This window comes from Leisingera sp. ABM4_103, assembly GCF_056158685.1.
Genome location: NZ_JBSWTU010000005.1, coordinates 1,917,671 through 1,934,664, shown reverse-complemented (window position 1 = coordinate 1,934,664; position 16,994 = coordinate 1,917,671). Strand labels below are relative to the sequence as shown.

Sequence of the window (16,994 nt, the reverse complement as noted above, 5' to 3'; positions counted from 1 at the left end):
TGTCAGCAGTGCTCTGGTTTTCTGGCCTCCTCAAGAAGGAGAAACCCCATGCTGAGTTACGACTGGATCGTGCTGATCACCCTGGGACTGGACCGCTGGGAATCCCAGCGCCGCCCATTGGCCCCGCATGAAATTGAGCTTGAGGTGGCGCGCAGGCGCCACGAGACGCAACAGGCGGCCAGGCCCGCCCGCCCAGGATTCCTGGAGCGCCTTTTCAGCCGGCGGCGCGCACTTCCTGCGCCGCGCTGTCCTCGTCCCGCGCGGCCTCGTAAGCAAGCATCGCGCGTTTGACCGGCAGGCCCCAGTGGTAGCCGCCCAGCGCCCCGGACTTGCGCAAGGCACGGTGGCAGGGGATCAGCCAGCTGACCGGGTTGCGCCCCACCGCCGTGCCAACGGCCCGAACCGCCTTGGGAGAGCCGATCGCCTGGGCCAGCTCAGAGTAGGTCGTGACATGGCCGGAGGGGATGCGCAGCAGCGCCTCCCAGACCTTGATCTGCAACGGCGCTCCGATCATGTGCAGCGCGGTCTCACCCTTCTGGGCAAAGGCTGCCTCCGCCAGCGGGCGCAGATATACTGGATCCTCAACAAACTCCGCCTGCGGCCAGCGGGCGCGCATATCGGCCATCGCTGGCTCTGCCCCGGTTTCGGCTGCGAAGGCCAGCCCGCAGATGCCCTTTTCGGTTCCCATCACCAGGGCCAGGCCAAAAGGACTGTCGAACCAGCCCCAGAAGATCCGCAGGCCACCACCTTTGCGCGCATACTCGCCGGGGCTCATCGCCTCCCAGCGCAGGAACAGGTCGTGCAGCCGCCCGGACCCGGACAGCCCCACCGCGTGCGAGGCCTCCAGCGTGGTGAACCGGTCGCGCAGCAGCGCTTTGGCATGACCCAGCCGCAGGTACTGCTGGTAGCGCTTGGGAGAGACGCCAACCCAGGCCGAGAACAGCCGCTGGAAATGCGCCGGGCTCATGTCCATACGAGTGGCCAGCTGCTCCAGCGTCAGATCCTCGCCGCCATCGTCGATCAGCTCAATCGCCCGCCGCATGACGCCGTAGTGATAGGTGTTTTCCCGCGCTTCGATATTCATCGCTGTGTCCTTCGGCTCTCTTGAGTGCCAAGGTACCGCGCGCGCGGCCGGCATTCGACCCGGAACTTGCGAAATCCCCCGCCCCGCGTGCTAGCTTCGCAAAGGGAGGCCGGGCCATGATCATTGCAGTGCTGGACGATGCGGGAAGGCTGTTTCGCGATGACGCGCCAGAAGCCGTCTTTCCCTGGTGGAGCTTCACCAAGCCGGCCATTGCAGCGCTGGTCCTGCAAGCAGCCGAAGGCGGGCTGGTGCATCTGGATGCACTTCTGCCCGGCTGGCCCTTCACCACGCGCCAGTTGCTGCAACACCGCGCGGGCCTGCGTGACTATGGCCCCCTGCCCGCCTACAAGGCCGCAGTCGCGGGCCGCCAGCCTCCTTGGCCCGATAGCCGCCTTCTGGCCGAGGCCCGCGCCACAGAGCTTGCTTATCCTCCTGGTGAAGGCTGGCTGTACTCGAACCTCGGCTATCTGCTGCTGCGCCTTCAGCTGGAAGAGCTGCACGGCTGCGGACTGGCGGACATCCTGCAGCAGCACATCCTCCGCCCCCTGGGCCTCAGCGCCTGGCTGGCCCAAACAGCCGCGGATTTCGAAGTCCTGCACTGGGAGGCAGACGGATACCACCCCGGCTGGGTCTATCACGGCTGCCTGGCCGGGACGGCCTCGGATGCCGCTCTGCTGCTGCATGGGCTTTTGAACGGCAAATTGCTCAGCCCCGCTGCTCGCGCGGCCATGCTGGACCAGCAGATGCGGGCGGGCCCGATTCCCGGCCGGGTGTGGCTCGAGACCGGCTACGGTCTTGGCATCATGAACGGCACGGCAGAGGGCGCGGGCCGCGTCATCGGCCACACCGGCTGCGGCCCTTTCTGTGCCAATCTGGTGGCGCAGTTCCCGGATCTACCCGGGCGGCCGATCGCAGCGGTCTTTGCCGAAGGCGGCGACGAAACACCCGCCGAATTCGCCGCTGTGCGGGCTGCGCTGGAGGTTGCCGGGCCGCCCTCTTGAAACGCCCTGAAATCTGTTTGCCCGGGACAAAATAAATTGCGCTTTAAGGTCTGACCTGTACATATGGCGCGCGATGGCCAAGCAACTCGATTATCATACGCTCCGCGAGATCTTCACGCGGTTCCAGGCAGCTGAGCCCGAACCCAAGGGCGAGCTGGAGCATGTCAACGCCTACACGCTGGTGGTGGCGGTGGCGCTGTCGGCACAGGCCACAGACGCCGGCGTGAACAAGGCAACCCGCGAATTGTTCAAAATCGCGGACACTCCGCAAAAGATGCTGGACCTGGGCGAGGAGCGCCTGATCGAGCATATCAAGACCATCGGCCTTTACCGCAACAAGGCCAAGAATGTGATCAAGCTGTCAAAGATCCTGGTGGAGGACTACGGCGGCGAGGTGCCCAATTCCCGCGCCGCACTGCAGTCCCTGCCGGGTGTCGGGCGCAAGACCGCCAATGTGGTCCTGAACATGTGGTGGAAACAGCCCGCGCAGGCGGTGGATACCCATATCTTCCGCGTCGGCAACCGCTCCGGCATCGCGCCGGGCAAGGACGTGGATGCGGTCGAACGCGCGATAGAGGACAATATCCCCGCCGATTTTCAGCAGCACGCCCATCACTGGCTGATCCTGCATGGCCGCTACCACTGCAAGGCGCGCAAGCCGATGTGCGGCAGCTGCCTGATCCGCGACCTCTGCATGTATGAGGACAAGAATTTGTGAGCCGCAGGCGCAGATATTCAGCCGCGACCCTGCCGGCCAGCCACCTGACTGAAGCCGGCTTTTCCGTTTCTCAAGACAAGCCCGCCGGACCCGGACCCGGCGCAACACTCCCCGAGGAGGGCAGCCTATGACCAAAACCTATCAGCTCGTCGGTATCGGCAACGCCGTCGTCGATGTGATCGCACAGTGCGAGGACAGTTTCCTGGCCGAACAGGGCATCGAAAAAGGCATCATGCAGCTGATCGAACGCGACCGCTGCGAGGATCTTTATGCGGCGATGGGAAACCGGGTGCTGACCCCCGGCGGCTCTGTGGCGAACACCATTGCCGGCGCCGGCGCGCTGGGGCTGGAGGCCGCCTTCATCGGCCGGGTCCGCGACGATGCACTGGGAAGTTTCTATGCCGATGCCATGAACAACGAGGGCGTGGCTTTCGTGAACCCGCCGGTTGCCGACGGCGAGCTGCCAACTTCGCGGTCGATGATTTTTGTGTCGCCGGACGGTGAGCGTTCGATGAACACCTACCTGGGCATTTCCTCGGAGGTGAGTTCGGCAGATGTGCCGCAAGAGGTGGCCGGCAATGCTCAGATCATGTTCCTGGAGGGCTACCTGTTTGACAAGGACAAGGGCAAAACAGCCTTCCTTGAGGCCGCACGCGACTGCCGCGAGGGCGGCGGCAAGGTCGGCATCTCGATCTCCGATCCGTTCTGCGTCGAACGCCACCGGGCCGATTTCCTGAATCTGATCGCCAACGAGCTGGATTTCGTGATCGGCAACCAGAACGAGATCTGCGCCCTGTTCGAAACCAGCGATCTGGAAGACGCGATGGCAAAGACTGCTGCGATCTGCCCGCTGGTGGTCTGCACCCGCTCCGGCGACGGGGTCACAGTTCTGAACGAAGGTGTGCGGGTCGACGTTCCGGTCGAGACGATCGTGCCGGTGGATGCCACCGGGGCGGGCGACCAGTTTGCCGCCGGGTTCCTGTTTGGCATGGCCACTGGCCGCAGCATGGAAATCTGCGCGCGGATGGGCTGCATCTGCGCGGGCGAGGTGATCCGCCACATCGGCCCGCGCCCGGAAACCCAAGTGCTGCACCTGCTGGAAGAGGCCGGGCTGGTTTAAGGGCAGCCAGCGGCTCCCGCCCGTCGAAACCGCACCTGACGGTGCAATTTCTCCCGTTGGGCGTGGCGCGGAGCGGCTCTGCCGCTCCGCGCCACGCCCCGCCCGCCGTCCGCAGGACGCAAGGGCGTCAGCCCGCGCAGGATCACAGGCTCAACCCGGGTGATCCGTTTCAGATTGATCGGCTGCCGCCTGAGCCTTGCTCAGAAGCCCGGTCAAGGCCTCCACTTCCTCAGCACTCAGCCCTGCGAGCAGCCGTGTCTGGGTCTGCACATGCGCAGTCACCGCCCGATCGATCAGCGCAAACCCCTCCTCCGTCAGTCCGACCAGGAAACTGCGGCTGTCTTCCGGGTTCACCTCACGCTTGACCAGCCCGTCCGCTTCCAGCCGGTCAATCCGGTTGGTCATGGTGCCGGAGGCCACCATCGTCGCCTTCAGCAGTTCCCCCGGTGACAACGTGAAGGGGGCTCCGGAGCGGCGCAAGGTGGCCAGCACATCGAACTTGGCCGCGTTCAGCCCGAATTCCGCGAAGGTCTTATGCATCCCCCGCTGATAAGCCAGGTACAGCCGCGCCACCCGGCCGATAACCCCCATGGCCGTGACATCCAGGTCCGGCCGCTCTCGTCCCCATTGCTGGGTGATAAAATCCACATGGTCCATGCAACTGGTTTAGGCCTTTACATCTTGACGTCAAGATAAAATGCATTATCTCGACATCAAGACAAGGAGAGACACATGCCCATCCGGACCCTTTTGCTGACGGCGCTGGCCCCTGCCATTTGGGGCAGCAGCTATATCGTGACGACGACCCTCCTGCCCGGCCACTCGCCGCTGGTGGTGGCCCTTCTGCGGGCACTGCCTGCGGGGCTTTTGCTGTTACTGCTGGTGCGCCAGCTGCCGCCGCTCAACTGGCTGCCGCGGCTGTTGGTTCTGGGCGCGCTGAATTTCTCGCTGTTCTGGGTGCTGCTGTTCCTGTCGGCTTACCGCCTGCCCGGTGGTGTTGCCGCGACCTTGGGCGCGGTGCAGCCATTGATCGTGGTATTCCTGTCGGCGCTGTTGCTGCAGACGCAGATCCGCGCCGCCGCCGTTGCTGCCGCCCTTCTGAGCATGGCAGGCGTCGCACTGCTGGTTCTCACACCAGCGGCCAAGCTCGACACGCTGGGCGTTTTGGCGGGGCTTGGCGGCGCAGCTTCGATGGCCGCCGGCGTGGTGCTGACCCGCAAGTGGCAACCGCCGGTGCCGCCCCTCACCTTCACCGCCTGGCAGCTGACCGCGGGCGGGTTGCTGCTGGTCCCCGTTGCGCTGTGGGCGGTGCCGGAGCTGCCCGTCTTCACCGCCGCGAACATCTTCGGTCTCGCATATATGAGCCTGATCGGCGGTGCGCTGACCTATATCCTGTGGTTCCGCGGACTGGCCCGGATCGACCCATCGCAGGTTTCGCTTCTGGGTGTGCTCAGCCCGCTTTCCGCGGTGTTCCTCGGCTGGCTGCTGCTAGGGGAAACGCTGACGCCCAACCAGATGCTGGGTGCGCTGCTGGCGCTGTTCAGCCTGTGGCTTGGCCAATCCCGGCTGCGGCTGCGCGCGAAACGCCCCGCAGCCCCGGCAGAGTAACCCCCGTCACCGCGGCATTGCGGGCTCACAGGCGCCGCCGCGGTGGCACTCCAGCACCTGCCGCCGGACTTCGGCAGTGTCAGCAAAAACAGACCCGCCGCAGGCAGCCGCGCGGACCATCAGCTCCTGCCCGCGCTGCTCGGCAAACAAAACATAATCCGCACCAGACGTCATGCCGCCGCACCAGGGGCCGAGGCATTCCACCTCCAGCACCGCCGGAACATTGACCCGCCCGGAGAAATACTTGCCTTCCAGCATCTTGCCTGAGAGCTGTGCCGGAATGCGGGTCAGCGGCGGAGTGTCGTTCGGATCGTCCGAATGGGATTGAGGCAGCAGGCTTTCGTCGAACCGCAGTTCGCCCGCGATAACGTTGTAGACGCTGTCCGACTGTGCGGCGTGCAGATAGGCGTCGGCAGGTCCCCACGGAAGACAGCTAAGAGCCGCGGCGGGGCTTGCAGACATTGCCGAAACGAACGCCGCGGCCAAAACTCCCAGGGCAGCGCCTAGCCTTGGGAAGGTGCGAAGCGCCTTCCCAGGGGGAAGGTCAGACGCTGCCCGGCCTGCCCGCCGGGCGAAACATCCGGCAAGAAACCCCGGCAATCCCATCTCACAAGTACTCCCGGAACTCAGCCACCACCCGCGCATAGACCTCGCGCTTGAAGGGCACGATCTTCCCCACCAGGCTTTCGACCGGCTGCCAGCACCAGGCGGAGAACTCCGGATCATCCGTTTCGATATTGACCTGATCATCGGTGCCCAGGAACCGCATCAGATACCACTTCTGCTCCTGCCCGCGGTACTTGCCGCCCCAGAAACTGGGCACAACATCGTGCGGCAGGTCATAAGGCAGCCAGCCATTGCTTTCCGCAATGATCTCCACCAGCTCCGGCGCGACGCCGGTTTCTTCCTCCAGCTCACGCAGGGCCGCAATCCGCGGGTCCTCTCCGGCATCGATCCCGCCCTGCGGCATCTGCCAGGCGTCCTTGTAGCGGTCCTTGCGCTGGCCAACGAACACCGCGCCCTCGGCATTGATCAGCATCACCCCGACATTCGGGCGGTAGGGCAGCTTGGCAATATCTTCCGGCGTCATCCGGCTCTCCTCAGTATACGCTGGAACAACCTTAGACCGCTTGCCGCCGGGGCACGCAAGAGGGTGACGCGGCGTTTGCCCGTGACAAGCCGCCCCCGCCTCGTGATCCTAGGGGCAACTGCCAGGGAGAGTTTCGAGATGACTGCGTACCCCAACCTTCTTGCCCCGCTGGATCTGGGCTTTACCACGCTGAAGAACCGGGTGCTGATGGGCTCCATGCACACCGGGCTGGAGGAGACCGGCGACTGGAACCGGGTGGCCGAATTCTATGCCGCCCGCGCCCGCGGCGGTGTGGCCCTGATGGTGACCGGCGGGATCGGCCCGAACCTGGAAGGCTCGGTGCTGCCGGGCGCCTCGATGATGACCTCGGCCAAGGACGTCGAAAACCACCGCGTGGTGACGGACCGGGTGCATGAGGCGGGCGGCCGGATCGCCATGCAGATCCTGCATGCAGGCCGCTATGCCTATGGGCCGAAATGCGTCGGCCCCAGCCCGGTGAAGTCGCCGATTTCCCCGTTCCCGCCGAATGAGCTGGACGAAGAAGGCATCGAAAAGCAGATCGCGGACATCGTGAATGCCGCCCGGCTGGCGCAGGAAGCCGGCTATGACGGGGTCGAGATCATGGGGAGCGAAGGTTACTTCCTCAATCAGTTCCTGGTCACCCGCACCAACAAGCGCACCGACCGCTGGGGCGGCTCCTATGAAAACCGGATGCGCCTGCCGATCGAGGTCGTGCGCCGCACCCGCGAGGCGGTGGGGACTGACTTCATCATCATATACCGCCTGTCGATGATCGACCTGGTGCCGGAAGGCTCGACTCACGAGGAAGTCGTGCAGCTGGCGCAGGAGATCGAAAAGGCGGGCGCGACGATCCTCAACACCGGCATCGGCTGGCACGAGGCCCGCATCCCGACCATCGCCACCAGCGTTCCGCGCGCGGCCTTTGCCTGGGTCACCAAGAAGCTTATGGGCAAAGTCAGTATTCCTGTGATCACCTCCAACCGCATCAATACGCCGGAGGTCGCGGAGGAGGTGCTGGCAGACGGCTGCGCCGACATGGTCTCCATGGCGCGCCCGATGCTGGCGGATGCGGATTTCGTCGCCAAGGCCGAAGCGGGCCAGGCGGACCAGATCGCCCCCTGCATCGCCTGCAATCAGGCCTGCCTCGACCATACCTTCAGCGGCAAGCTTACCTCCTGCCTGGTTAACCCGCGCGCCTGCCACGAGACCGAGCTGGTGATCGAACCGGCAGCAACCGCCAGGACCGTGGCCATCGTCGGCGCCGGCCCTGCCGGTCTGTCCACCGCGCTGACGGCGGCGCAGCGGGGCCACAAGGTCACGCTGTTCGACCGCGCCGACGAAATCGGCGGCCAGCTCAATATGGCCAAGCAGGTGCCGGGCAAGGAGGAATTCTGGGGCCTGGTGGACTGGTACCGGGTGATGCTGGCCGATGCAGGCATCACGCTGGAGCTGGGCCGCGAGGTTTCGGCGGATGATCTGACCGGTTTCGACGAGGTGGTGATTGCCACCGGCGTCCTGCCGCGCGATCCGGCTATCCCGGGCCAGGACCGCGACAATGTGCTGAGCTACATCGACGTGCTGCGCCACAAGAAACCAGTGGGCAAACGCGTCGCCGTGATCGGCGCCGGCGGCATCGGCTTTGACGTCTCCGAATTCCTGCTGGAAGAGGGCCACAGCCCTGCCACCGACCTGCCGCTGTGGATGCAGGAGTGGGGCGTTTCCGACCCGGCCGAGCACCGCGCAGGCCTTGCCCCCGAAGGGCCGCAGCCCGCCGCTCCTGCCCGCCGCGTGACGCTTCTGCAGCGCAAGGCGGAACGGCACGGCAAACGGCTTGGCAAGACCACTGGCTGGATCCACCGGGCAACGCTCAAGATGAAGGACGTCGAATTCCTCGGCGGCGTGAACTACGAGAAGATCGACGACGAGGGCCTGCACGTGAGCTTCGGCGAGGCCCGCGAGAACCCCACGCTTGTGCCGGCAGATACCATCGTGCTCTGCGCAGGTCAGGTCTCCGAGCGGTCGCTGGCGGATCAGCTGGCTGAACGCGGCATCACCGCCCATGTGATCGGCGGCGCCGACATCGCGGCAGAGCTGGACGCCAAACGCGCGATCAACCAGGGCACCCGGCTGGCCGCCGGGCTCTGAAATGCGGCGCAACGCCGCAAACCGCTGGTTCTGCGCCCCCGTCCGGAACACCTCCGGGCGGGGGCGCGTTTGTTCTGCAGCACCGTCCGGACGGGCGGCTTGGCATTTCAGAACAGAAAGGAGCCCGTTATGCCCAAAATCGCAGATGCAAAGATCCTGATTATTGCCACCCATGGGTTCGAGCAGTCGGAACTGGAATTCCCGCGCGACCAGCTGCGGGTAAAGGGTGCGGAGGTCCATGTCGCAACGCTCGATGGCAAGCCGGCGAAAGGCTGGGAAGGCAGCGATTGGGGGCGCGAGGCCGATGCCGATCTGAAGATCGCTGATGCCACGTCTGATGGATATGACGCCTTGGTGATCCCGGGCGGCCAGATCAACCCGGATCTGCTGCGGGTGGAAGACGATGTCATCAATCTGGTCAAAGCCTTTCATGACAACGGCAAGGTGATCGCCGCTGTGTGCCACGCCCCTTGGGTGCTGGCCGAGGCCGGTGTTGCCAAGGGCCGTGACATGACGTCCTTCCATTCGATCAAGACCGACATTTCCAACGCCGGTGCCAACTGGAAGGACGCAGAGGTCGTGGCAGATCAGGGCATCGTAACCAGCCGCCAGCCCGAGGATCTGAAGGCGTTCGTATCAAAAATCACCGAAGAAATCGAAGAAGGCACGCACGCGCGCCCAGCGGCCTGACCGGTATCCGTCCCGCCCCGCGCTTTCCGCGCGGGGTGCTGTCGTGGTGCCGCCGGGATCAGCCGTGTGCGGCACGGCTGTCTGCCGGGGCTGCGCCCCGAATGTTCATCCCGTAGTCGCGGATCACCCCGGCCACCCGCAGCCGGTAGCCTGCAAAGATCCCGGCCCGCCCCTTGTCCTGGGCGGCCCGGTGTTCCGGCAGCTGCCGCCAGCGCTGCACTGCCGCCTCATTCCGCCAGAAGGACAGCGACAGCAGTTTGTCCGGGCTGCTCAAGCTCTGGAACCGTTCCACCGACAGAAACCCGTCCACCTGCTCCAGCAGCGGCCGCAGCTCCGCGGCAATCTCCAGATAGCTTTCTTTCTTCCCGCGGGCGATCTCCACCTCGAAAATCACGGCAATCATCTGTGCCTCCTCTACCGGGCCTGCCCATGCGGTGCCGAGGCCTTCTTGAGCCAGGTCCGGTCCTCACGCAGCAAAAACCGCTCCTTCCGGGCAAATTCGTAGTTCTCGCGCCCTAGCGGATCAGCCGCCAGCCGCGCGCGGTAAGCCTCATACTCCGCAAGGCTCTCCACATTATAAATCCCATAGGCCAGCGTCGAGGAGCCTTCATGCGGCGCGTAGTACCCCACCAGATCCCCCCCGCAGCGCGGAATTGCCTGACCCCAGTTGCGGGCGTATTGTTCGAACTGCGCCTTTTTAGCGGGGTCGATATGGTAGCGGATGATGCAGGTCAGCATGATGGGTCCTCTGGTTGTTCAGGACCACCTCCCTAACCTGCCCCACCAACCGGATGCTTCGGTGCAGACCGAACCGTCACTCCACCGTGATGGTAATTTGCTCCGAGACAATCGGGGTTGAGTGCGGCACATGCCCCGCATCGCCCAGCACTAGCTGCAGCGTGTGACGGCCCGGGGACAGCTCCAGTGTCACTTCGGTCTGACCGCCGCCGAAATGCAGGTGGTTATCATCCGACGGCAGGCCAAAGGCCAGCTCATCAGCGCCATCCTCCCCCTCGCCCAGCGGCGGGCGGTCGATCAGCAGATGATGGTGGCCTGTGTTTTCCTTCTCTACCCCCGACGGCGCCACCCCCATTCCCGACAGGCCAAAGACCAGCGTCACGGGCGATGTGACCGTGTCCCCGTCCTGGATATTCGCAAAATAGACCTCGGCCTCCGGGTTCGAAGCCGTCTCCCCGCCAGCCCACAGCGGAGCCGCCAGGCAAACTGACAAGGCAGCCGCAATCAGCAGTTTCATATCCGGTCCTCCAGAAATTTGCTCAACCAACAGGACAAAGCTAGCGGCTCACCCGGGTCTGGCAATCCTGCCGCTCGCAACGAATGCGCAAAAATGCGGCAGCCGTCCGGAGTACCGCCGCATCTTTCATCCTTCCGCTTGCCTGCTGCCCCTGCCAGCGGCAGTGTCACCGCGCGGCAGCGGAGCGGGAGCCGGTCATGGTATTTGCAGTCATTCTGATGGGCCTCACCCCCAGCTTCCTGATGGTCGGGCTGGGCGGGATGGTCCGCAACCGGCTGGCGCCGCAGGCTTGGCAGGGCCTCGACAAGCTGAATTTCGAGGTGCTGTTCCCGGCCCTGCTGTTCTTTGCCGCCAGCGGCCGGCCCATAGCGGTGGCGGATCTGGGCCGCATCGGCCCGGCGGTTTGGAGCATCCTCGCCCTGGCTTTGGGGCTGGGCCTTCTGGCACGCCGCTTTGGCCCTGAGAAATTCCTCGATTTCGCTGGTGCCTGGCAGGCCGCCTGGCGCTTCAACACCGCCATTGCCTTTGTCGCCCTGCCCTCGGTCGGCACAGAGCTGACAGGGCAGATGGCCGTTGCAATCGGAATGGCGGTGCCGGTGGCCAATGTTCTGGCGGTAAGCGCCCTGTCGCGCGGCGGCAGCCTGTCGTTGCGGCAGACCGCGCTGAAGGTAGCGCTGAACCCCTTCCTGCTGGCCTCGGTCGCAGGCGTTGCGGTGGGACTATCGGGCTACAATATCCCCGCGCCGGTCCTGGCCCCGGCGGAGATGCTGGCGCACGCAGCGATTCCCATCGCGCTGCTCTCCATCGGCGCCACCATGAACTGGCGGGCGCTTGCGCGGCTCGACCTGTTCAACGGCTACCTGTGCCTGGTGCGGCTGGTGCTGGTGCCGGCTGCAACCCTCGCCGCCTGCCTGCTGCTGCAAACGGACCCCGGCTTTTCCGCGGTTCTGGTGTTGTTTGCCGCCCTGCCCACCGCCTCGGCCGCACATGTTCTGGCCTCCGCCTTTGGCGCCGACCGCACGCTCGCAGCCACGCTTATCGCGCAATCCACATTGCTCAGCGCGATTTCCCTGCCTCTGTGGATCCTGATCATCAAACTCGTGCTTTGAGGTTGCGTAAATGCCCGTCCGCGCTGGCAAATCCGGCCGGCAGGCCGTTTCCACCGCGCAAACGATCCGCGCAAAACCCTGCAATTATCCCACCCCCGCCCCGATCTTGCCCGATTTCCCCGGCAACACTGAGGCCAACACGGATACACGAGGATGGGTGAACATGGACCGACTGACCGAGATGGAGGCCTTTGCCAATGTGGTGGACCAGGGCGGCTTCACCGATGCAGCACGCAAGATGGGGATTTCTAAGTCGGCGGTTTCCAAGCACGTCTCCAGCCTGGAGGCCCGCCTGGGCGCGCGCCTTTTGAACCGAACCACCCGCCGGGTGTCGCCGACCGAGATCGGTCTTGCCTACTACGACCGCGCCCGCCGGGTGCTGAACGATGCGGGCGAGGCGGATGCGCTGGTCACCTCGATGCAATCGGCACCTTCAGGCCTGCTGCGGATTTCGGTCGCCACCGACTTCGGCGTGAACCACCTGTCGCCGGTGCTGTCGGACTTCCTGCGTGACTTCCCTGACATCACCGTCAACATGGTGCTGAACAACCGCTATGTGGAGCTGATCTCCGAAGGCTTCGACATGGCGGTGCGGATCGGCGAGCTGGAGGACAGCTCCCTGCGCGCCCGCAAGCTGACCGAGACCTCCAAGCGGATGATCGCCTCCCCCGCTTATCTGGAGAAATTCGGCCGCCCTCAGAAGATCGACGAGCTGAACAACCACAAGCTGCTGCATTACTCCAGCCAGTCCAGCGGCAACGTCTGGAAGATCACCGCCCCGTCGGGAGAAAAGCGCCAGGTGCGCACTTCCGGCTGGCTGTCGGTGAACGACGGCCAGTCGCTGCTGACCGCGGCGATCTCCGGCCTCGGCATCGCCTATCTGCCCAGCTACCTCTACGCGGAGGCGATGGAGGAAGGGCTGGTCGAGGACGTGATGCCCAGCCTGCCGGTCGAAACCCAAGGCATCTACGCGGTCTACCCGCCCGGCAAGTTCACCCAGCCCAAGGTGCGGGCCTTCATCGACTTCCTGGTCGCAGCCTTTGCCGACCGCGACCCGTCCGAATGGAAAACCTGAACCGGTTCCCCTTAAGGCCCGGACCAAGACATCCCTCGAAGACCTGCCCCCGCGCCCTCGCGGGGGCTTTTTTTTACCTCTACCCACGGCGTTTGCCGGCAAGGCGATGGACTGGCTCTTTTGGGTCCAGCGGCTGCATTGCAAATGCAGACCAGGATTGAAGCCACAAGTGGCTTATCTACAGACCTGCCTGAAGCGCGCGCGCCACTTCCAGGCACCGGCACGCCAGTCACTCAACGGGCCCCGGCAACCGGGTTTGGTCCGCTCCCCGGTTAAAGCCTGTTGAAGGCCAGCTGCCAGCGCCGCCAGCGGGCCATGCACCGCCGAATGCAGCCGGAACGGTTTGGTGCTCCGGCAGCACTCCCGCCCGGCGCAGGAGTATGTGCCATGCTACCGCGTCCGTTGGGCCAGGCTCGCCAAGGGGTCTTGGCAAAGCCAAGGCACCTGCGGGGACGGGAGCCCCTTGTTATTCTCATGCCATTCGCGGCTAACCGCCGAGCAGCACCGCTTCCACACGCCGGTTGGCTTCGCGCCCCTCCGGGATAAGGTTGCTGGCAATCGGAGCCATGAACCCGGCACCGGCAACATCTATGCGCGCCTCATCGGCCTCATAGGCTTCGACCAGCCGCTCCTTCACCGACTGCGCCCGGCGCTGGGAAATACCGGTATTCTGCTGCTGCGATCCGACCGTGTCGGTATGGCCCACCAGCAGCAGCCGGTATCCGGGGTTGGCGGCCAGGTAATCTGCAAGCTGCTTCAGGCTGTCATAGCGCCCCTCCCGCAACCGGGTGGAGCCGCTCTCGAACACCAGATCGCTCAGCACCGCGTGACCGCGGACCTCCAGCACCTTGGCCAGCTCAACCGGCCGCACAGGGGCGGGTGCCTTTGCGGCGGGCTTGACCTCCGGCGCCTCCGCACCGCCCGGCTGCACGGTGATCATCTGCACATAAGCCGTGCCGCCTGCCCGCGACACCAGGATCGAGACCGCTTGCCCGTCCTTGGCTGCCGACAGGAAGTGATAGCGGGAGATATCGACCATCATATCCGGTGCCGGCACCACTTCGATTCCGAAGCGGAAGCCAAAGCCGCCGCAATCGCGCGCCGCGCAGTCGAGCAGCACCTCATACCCCTGCGCCAGCAGCTGCTCCCGCATCGGCGCCAGGATCTCCAGCACCGTGCCGCCGCCCTCCAGACGCCAGGTGCGGCGCAAAATCCGGCCCTCAAACCGCTGCGACGGCACCTCGTCCGCCGCCTCCGGCCCCACTGGAAGCTGATAGACACCCAGCACTGTGACGCGTTCGGACACAGCAGCCGCACCGGCCGGCAGAGTCATCTCCACAGCTCCGGCGATGCCGGGCAGCAGCACCGCCGCTGTGAGGCCAGCCAAGGCCGCCAGGCGTCTTAGCGGCACTGGCTGTGATATTCCGGGTTGGGCACCATGGCGGTTGCGCTGGCCACCCGGTTGGACATGTTGAAGAAGCCGGCGACATTAGCGATGTCCCAGATGTCCCGGTCGCTAAAGCCCGCGACCCGCAGCGCTTGCCGGTCCGCTTCTTCGATCTCCGCGCTGGCCGTGGTCATCTTGGCGGCAAAATCCAGCATCGCCCGCTGCCGCGCGTCCAGCGGCGCCACCCGGTAGTTCATTACCAGCATCTCGCCCAGCTGCGGGTCCCCCGACAGCTGCCGCACCGCGGCGCCATGCGCCACCAGGCAGTAGAAGCAGCGGTTGATCGAGGAGACCACCACCGCGATCATCTCCCGCTCCAGCTTGCTGAGGCCGCTGTCCGCGAGCATCAGGTCGTTATACATGCCTGTGAATGCGTTGAGCTTATCAATGTCAAAGGCATTGGCCTTCAGGACATTGGGCACAAATCCCAGCTTCTCGACGCAGATGTCGAAATACTTCTGTGTTTCCGGCGGCAGCGGGTCCACCATCGGCAGGTCAAGGGCTGTGGGCTGGGTCTGATCAGTCATCGCGGTCAATCGCCTTCCTTAAAAATCCGGTAGTGGTACTGTCCGGTGCAATCCATCCCGAGAGAAGCGTAAAGCCCGTTTGCGCCCTCGTTACGTTTCGTACAGAGCACCGCCAGTTCGCTGGCGCCGTTTTCCAGCGCCCAGAACGCGGCCTGGCGCATCATCCAGCCGCCCATACCGGCCCGGCGCTGATGCGGCAGGATCTCAAGCGCATGCACCATCGCGACGCCGTCATGAATGGCCACAAATCCGGCACCGGCCGGTTTATCCCTATGGCGCCCAAGCAGCCCCGTCATCGGCCCCTGCACCCGCCGCATTACCGCCAGGCGCTCTGGCCCGATACCGGCCTGTTCCCAGATCTCGCGCTGGATCGCCAGCGGCTCCCAGACGCAAAAGGCGGTGACACGCGGCACCGGAATGTCCGTCAGCCGCTCCGCCGGGCAAGTCCACAGGTTGACCGGATCCTTCACCACGTAGCCGCGCGCCTCCAGCTGCGCATCCAGCTCCGCCTCGCCGTCGCGGATCATGAACAGGCAGTCCTGCCCCATGGCGCGCATCGCCTCTTCCGCCGCTGCGATCTGGGCGTCTGTGACCGGGCCGGACACCGTCGCCGCCGACACCCGGCTGCCGCCGCCCTGCCCCTCGCGCAGAGTTACGGGACCAACCTCGCGCACCGACGCGGGCGGCCAGGTCGCCTCGGTCACGGCGTAGTAACGGGGATCGGTGGTCACTGCTCCAGCTCCTTTGCCAGCTCCGTCATCGCTGCGTCGATCCGTGCGCCATCGGTGCCGCGGATCACCACGTTGGCGCCGAACACACCATCCTTCTGAAACGGATAGCAACCCACCGACAAGTCCTCATAAGCCTCTGCCAGCAGGCGCAGCGGCCCGGCAATCTCGCCCTCGCCGCGCAGCACCCGCAGGGTCTGCGACAGCATCGGCTGGCCGCCGGTAAGCGTCGGCATCACGCTGGCCACCATCGCCTGAAAGATCATCGGCACCCCGGCCATCACATGCACATTGCCAAGGGTGAACCCCGGCGCCGCCGAGACCGGATTGTCGATCAGATCGGCACCGTCCGGGATCCGCGCCATCCGCAGCCTGGCCTCGTTCAATTCCAGCCCTTGCGTATCGTAATGCGCCTGCAGGATCGCCCGCGCGTCGTCACGCACGTCCAGATGCGCGCCGAAGGCCTTCGCGATGCAATCGGCGGTGATGTCATCATGGGTCGGCCCGATGCCGCCGCTGGTGAAGACATGGTCATAGGCTCCGGCCAGTGCCTTGACCGCGGTGATGATCGCCGCCTCATCGTCGCTGACGATGCGGACTTCCTTCAGGTCGATGCCATGCTTGGCCAGCTCACCGGCCAGGTAATGCATGTTGGCATCGCGGGTGCGTCCCGACAGGATTTCGTCTCCGATCACCAGCATGGCAGCCGTCGGGTTGGCCATGATCTTCCTCCCTTGATACCTCGTTCCCGCAGGTATAGGCCCGTTGTCATGCGCTTTGAAACCCCTCTGATCCCCGCCGTGCTGATCCGCCGCTACAAACGCTTTCTCGCCGATTGCCGGCTGGAGGACGGACAGGAGATCACCGCCCATTGTGCCAACCCCGGCAGCATGATGGGGCTGGCAGAACCAGGCATGAAAATCTGGCTGGAGCCGAACGACGATCCGAAGAATTCTCCGGAAGCCAAATCAAAAGTGACGCAACGGGAAAAATTCCCACATAAACACCAATTAGTTACGCCGAAAATTCACGCGCACCTAACCAGAATGTGACACAATACGACATTTGCGTCATTTTACCCTAAACAACGAATGACATTTACGCCCCTCTCAGTTGCTCACCTAAAGACGCCCCATCCAAACCGCTATATCGGAGAAGTGGCGCTTGGAGCGCTTGAGTTCATCCCTAGCCACTCCTTCTCCACTGAGCCCACGAAAACCAGTGTGGGTCTTTCTAAGTCGAGAACCATTAAGGTCACCTAGAGTCAGGACTTCGGTAAAGGGGGCTTTCCAATCAATCGGTTTTAAGCAGGCAAATTGATCCGCCGAGGCGGTTTCACCAGTTATTTTCTGGCCCGTCGTGCTGTCTGTCTTGGC

Annotated in this window: 19 protein-coding genes and 1 pseudogene; 9 read left to right on the top strand and 11 right to left on the bottom strand. The window is 64.6% G+C overall.

What is annotated here, in order from left to right; genetic code table 11:
* Nucleotides 1-214: 214 nt before the first annotated feature.
* Nucleotides 215-1,084: a methylated-DNA--[protein]-cysteine S-methyltransferase gene (locus tag ACXAED_RS11040; RefSeq protein WP_475049625.1), complete on the bottom strand. Its 870-nt coding sequence runs from the start codon at nt 1,082-1,084 to the stop codon at nt 215-217.
* A 116-nt stretch (nt 1,085-1,200) separates the two neighbouring features.
* Between ACXAED_RS11040 and ACXAED_RS11035 the strand changes: the two genes are divergently transcribed.
* The 3 genes from ACXAED_RS11035 to ACXAED_RS11025 all read left to right on the top strand — a co-directional run bounded on the left by ACXAED_RS11035 (nt 1,201) and on the right by ACXAED_RS11025 (nt 3,923).
* The gene (locus tag ACXAED_RS11035) at nt 1,201-2,085 is read left to right on the top strand and encodes a serine hydrolase domain-containing protein (RefSeq protein WP_475049622.1); all 885 of its coding nucleotides are present in this window, start codon (nt 1,201-1,203) and stop codon (nt 2,083-2,085) included.
* A 73-nt stretch (nt 2,086-2,158) separates the two neighbouring features.
* Nucleotides 2,159-2,803, top strand: coding sequence for an endonuclease III (gene nth / locus ACXAED_RS11030; protein ID WP_475049621.1), 645 nt, complete (start codon nt 2,159-2,161; stop codon nt 2,801-2,803).
* Nucleotides 2,804-2,930: 127 nt separating this feature from the next.
* On the top strand, nt 2,931-3,923 hold the full coding sequence (locus tag ACXAED_RS11025) for an adenosine kinase (RefSeq protein ID WP_475049619.1): 993 nt from the start codon (nt 2,931-2,933) through the stop codon (nt 3,921-3,923).
* 150 nt (nt 3,924-4,073) lie between these two features.
* Here the strand turns inward: ACXAED_RS11025 and ACXAED_RS11020 are convergent, their stop codons facing one another.
* Nucleotides 4,074-4,580 carry a MarR family winged helix-turn-helix transcriptional regulator gene (locus ACXAED_RS11020; protein ID WP_475049618.1) on the bottom strand — a complete coding sequence of 169 codons (507 nt, stop codon included), beginning with the start codon at nt 4,578-4,580 and terminating at the stop codon, nt 4,074-4,076.
* A gap of 75 nt (nt 4,581-4,655) precedes the next feature.
* Here ACXAED_RS11020 and ACXAED_RS11015 point away from each other — a divergent pair, with 75 nt between their 5' ends.
* Nucleotides 4,656-5,531, top strand: a complete 876-nt coding sequence (locus tag ACXAED_RS11015; protein ID WP_475049616.1) for an EamA family transporter — start codon at nt 4,656-4,658, stop codon at nt 5,529-5,531.
* 6 nt (nt 5,532-5,537) lie between these two features.
* On the opposite strand, the gene ACXAED_RS11010 is transcribed toward ACXAED_RS11015, so the two are convergent.
* Both ACXAED_RS11010 and ACXAED_RS11005 read right to left on the bottom strand, forming a co-directional pair.
* Nucleotides 5,538-5,993 (bottom strand): hypothetical protein, encoded by a 456-nt coding sequence (locus ACXAED_RS11010; protein ID WP_475049613.1) that lies wholly within the window; start codon nt 5,991-5,993, stop codon nt 5,538-5,540.
* A gap of 145 nt (nt 5,994-6,138) precedes the next feature.
* A complete protein-coding gene (locus ACXAED_RS11005) occupies nt 6,139-6,621 on the bottom strand; it encodes an RNA pyrophosphohydrolase (protein ID WP_475049612.1) in 483 nt (160 codons plus the stop codon).
* 138 nt (nt 6,622-6,759) lie between these two features.
* Here ACXAED_RS11005 and ACXAED_RS11000 point away from each other — a divergent pair, with 138 nt between their 5' ends.
* Together ACXAED_RS11000 and ACXAED_RS10995 are read left to right on the top strand one after the other, a co-directional pair.
* Entirely contained in the window at nt 6,760-8,787 is a 2,028-nt protein-coding gene (locus ACXAED_RS11000) for an FAD-dependent oxidoreductase (protein WP_475049611.1), read from the top strand.
* Nucleotides 8,788-8,916: 129 nt separating this feature from the next.
* The gene (locus ACXAED_RS10995) at nt 8,917-9,477 is read left to right on the top strand and encodes a type 1 glutamine amidotransferase domain-containing protein (protein WP_475049608.1); all 561 of its coding nucleotides are present in this window, start codon (nt 8,917-8,919) and stop codon (nt 9,475-9,477) included.
* Between the two features lie 58 nt (nt 9,478-9,535).
* Here the strand turns inward: ACXAED_RS10995 and ACXAED_RS10990 are convergent, their stop codons facing one another.
* From ACXAED_RS10990 to ACXAED_RS10980, 3 genes are all read right to left on the bottom strand, one after another.
* Nucleotides 9,536-9,880, bottom strand: a complete 345-nt coding sequence (locus ACXAED_RS10990; RefSeq protein ID WP_475049606.1) for an antibiotic biosynthesis monooxygenase family protein — start codon at nt 9,878-9,880, stop codon at nt 9,536-9,538.
* Between the two features lie 11 nt (nt 9,881-9,891).
* Nucleotides 9,892-10,215, bottom strand: coding sequence for an NIPSNAP family protein (locus tag ACXAED_RS10985; protein WP_475049603.1), 324 nt, complete (start codon nt 10,213-10,215; stop codon nt 9,892-9,894).
* 76 nt (nt 10,216-10,291) lie between these two features.
* The gene (locus tag ACXAED_RS10980; RefSeq protein ID WP_475049602.1) at nt 10,292-10,732 is read right to left on the bottom strand and encodes a DUF4399 domain-containing protein; all 441 of its coding nucleotides are present in this window, start codon (nt 10,730-10,732) and stop codon (nt 10,292-10,294) included.
* Between the two features lie 197 nt (nt 10,733-10,929).
* Here ACXAED_RS10980 and ACXAED_RS10975 point away from each other — a divergent pair, with 197 nt between their 5' ends.
* Both ACXAED_RS10975 and ACXAED_RS10970 read left to right on the top strand, forming a co-directional pair.
* Nucleotides 10,930-11,841: an AEC family transporter gene (locus ACXAED_RS10975; RefSeq protein ID WP_475049599.1), complete on the top strand. Its 912-nt coding sequence runs from the start codon at nt 10,930-10,932 to the stop codon at nt 11,839-11,841.
* Nucleotides 11,842-12,004: 163 nt separating this feature from the next.
* Nucleotides 12,005-12,916 (top strand): LysR family transcriptional regulator, encoded by a 912-nt coding sequence (locus ACXAED_RS10970; RefSeq protein WP_475049597.1) that lies wholly within the window; start codon nt 12,005-12,007, stop codon nt 12,914-12,916.
* A gap of 487 nt (nt 12,917-13,403) precedes the next feature.
* On the opposite strand, the gene ACXAED_RS10965 is transcribed toward ACXAED_RS10970, so the two are convergent.
* From ACXAED_RS10965 to ACXAED_RS10950, 4 genes are read right to left on the bottom strand one after another with little or no spacing between them, the layout of a single operon-like run.
* Entirely contained in the window at nt 13,404-14,327 is a 924-nt protein-coding gene (locus ACXAED_RS10965; protein WP_475049594.1) for an OmpA family protein, read from the bottom strand.
* On the bottom strand, nt 14,318-14,890 hold the full coding sequence (locus ACXAED_RS10960) for a peroxidase-related enzyme (RefSeq protein ID WP_475049591.1): 573 nt from the start codon (nt 14,888-14,890) through the stop codon (nt 14,318-14,320). The genes ACXAED_RS10965 and ACXAED_RS10960 overlap by 10 nt, the downstream gene beginning before the upstream one ends.
* 5 nt (nt 14,891-14,895) lie before the next feature.
* Nucleotides 14,896-15,621: a GNAT family N-acetyltransferase gene (locus ACXAED_RS10955; protein WP_475049589.1), complete on the bottom strand. Its 726-nt coding sequence runs from the start codon at nt 15,619-15,621 to the stop codon at nt 14,896-14,898.
* Complete coding sequence (locus tag ACXAED_RS10950; protein ID WP_475049588.1) at nt 15,618-16,340, bottom strand: competence/damage-inducible protein A; 723 nt, start codon at nt 16,338-16,340, stop codon at nt 15,618-15,620. Before ACXAED_RS10950 ends, ACXAED_RS10955 begins: the two co-directional genes overlap by 4 nt.
* A 48-nt stretch (nt 16,341-16,388) precedes the next feature.
* Between ACXAED_RS10950 and ACXAED_RS10945 the strand changes: the two are divergent.
* Nucleotides 16,389-16,568 (top strand): annotated as a pseudogene (locus ACXAED_RS10945) (DNA/RNA nuclease SfsA); the annotation flags it as partial.
* Between the last annotated feature and the right edge of the window lie 426 nt (nt 16,569-16,994).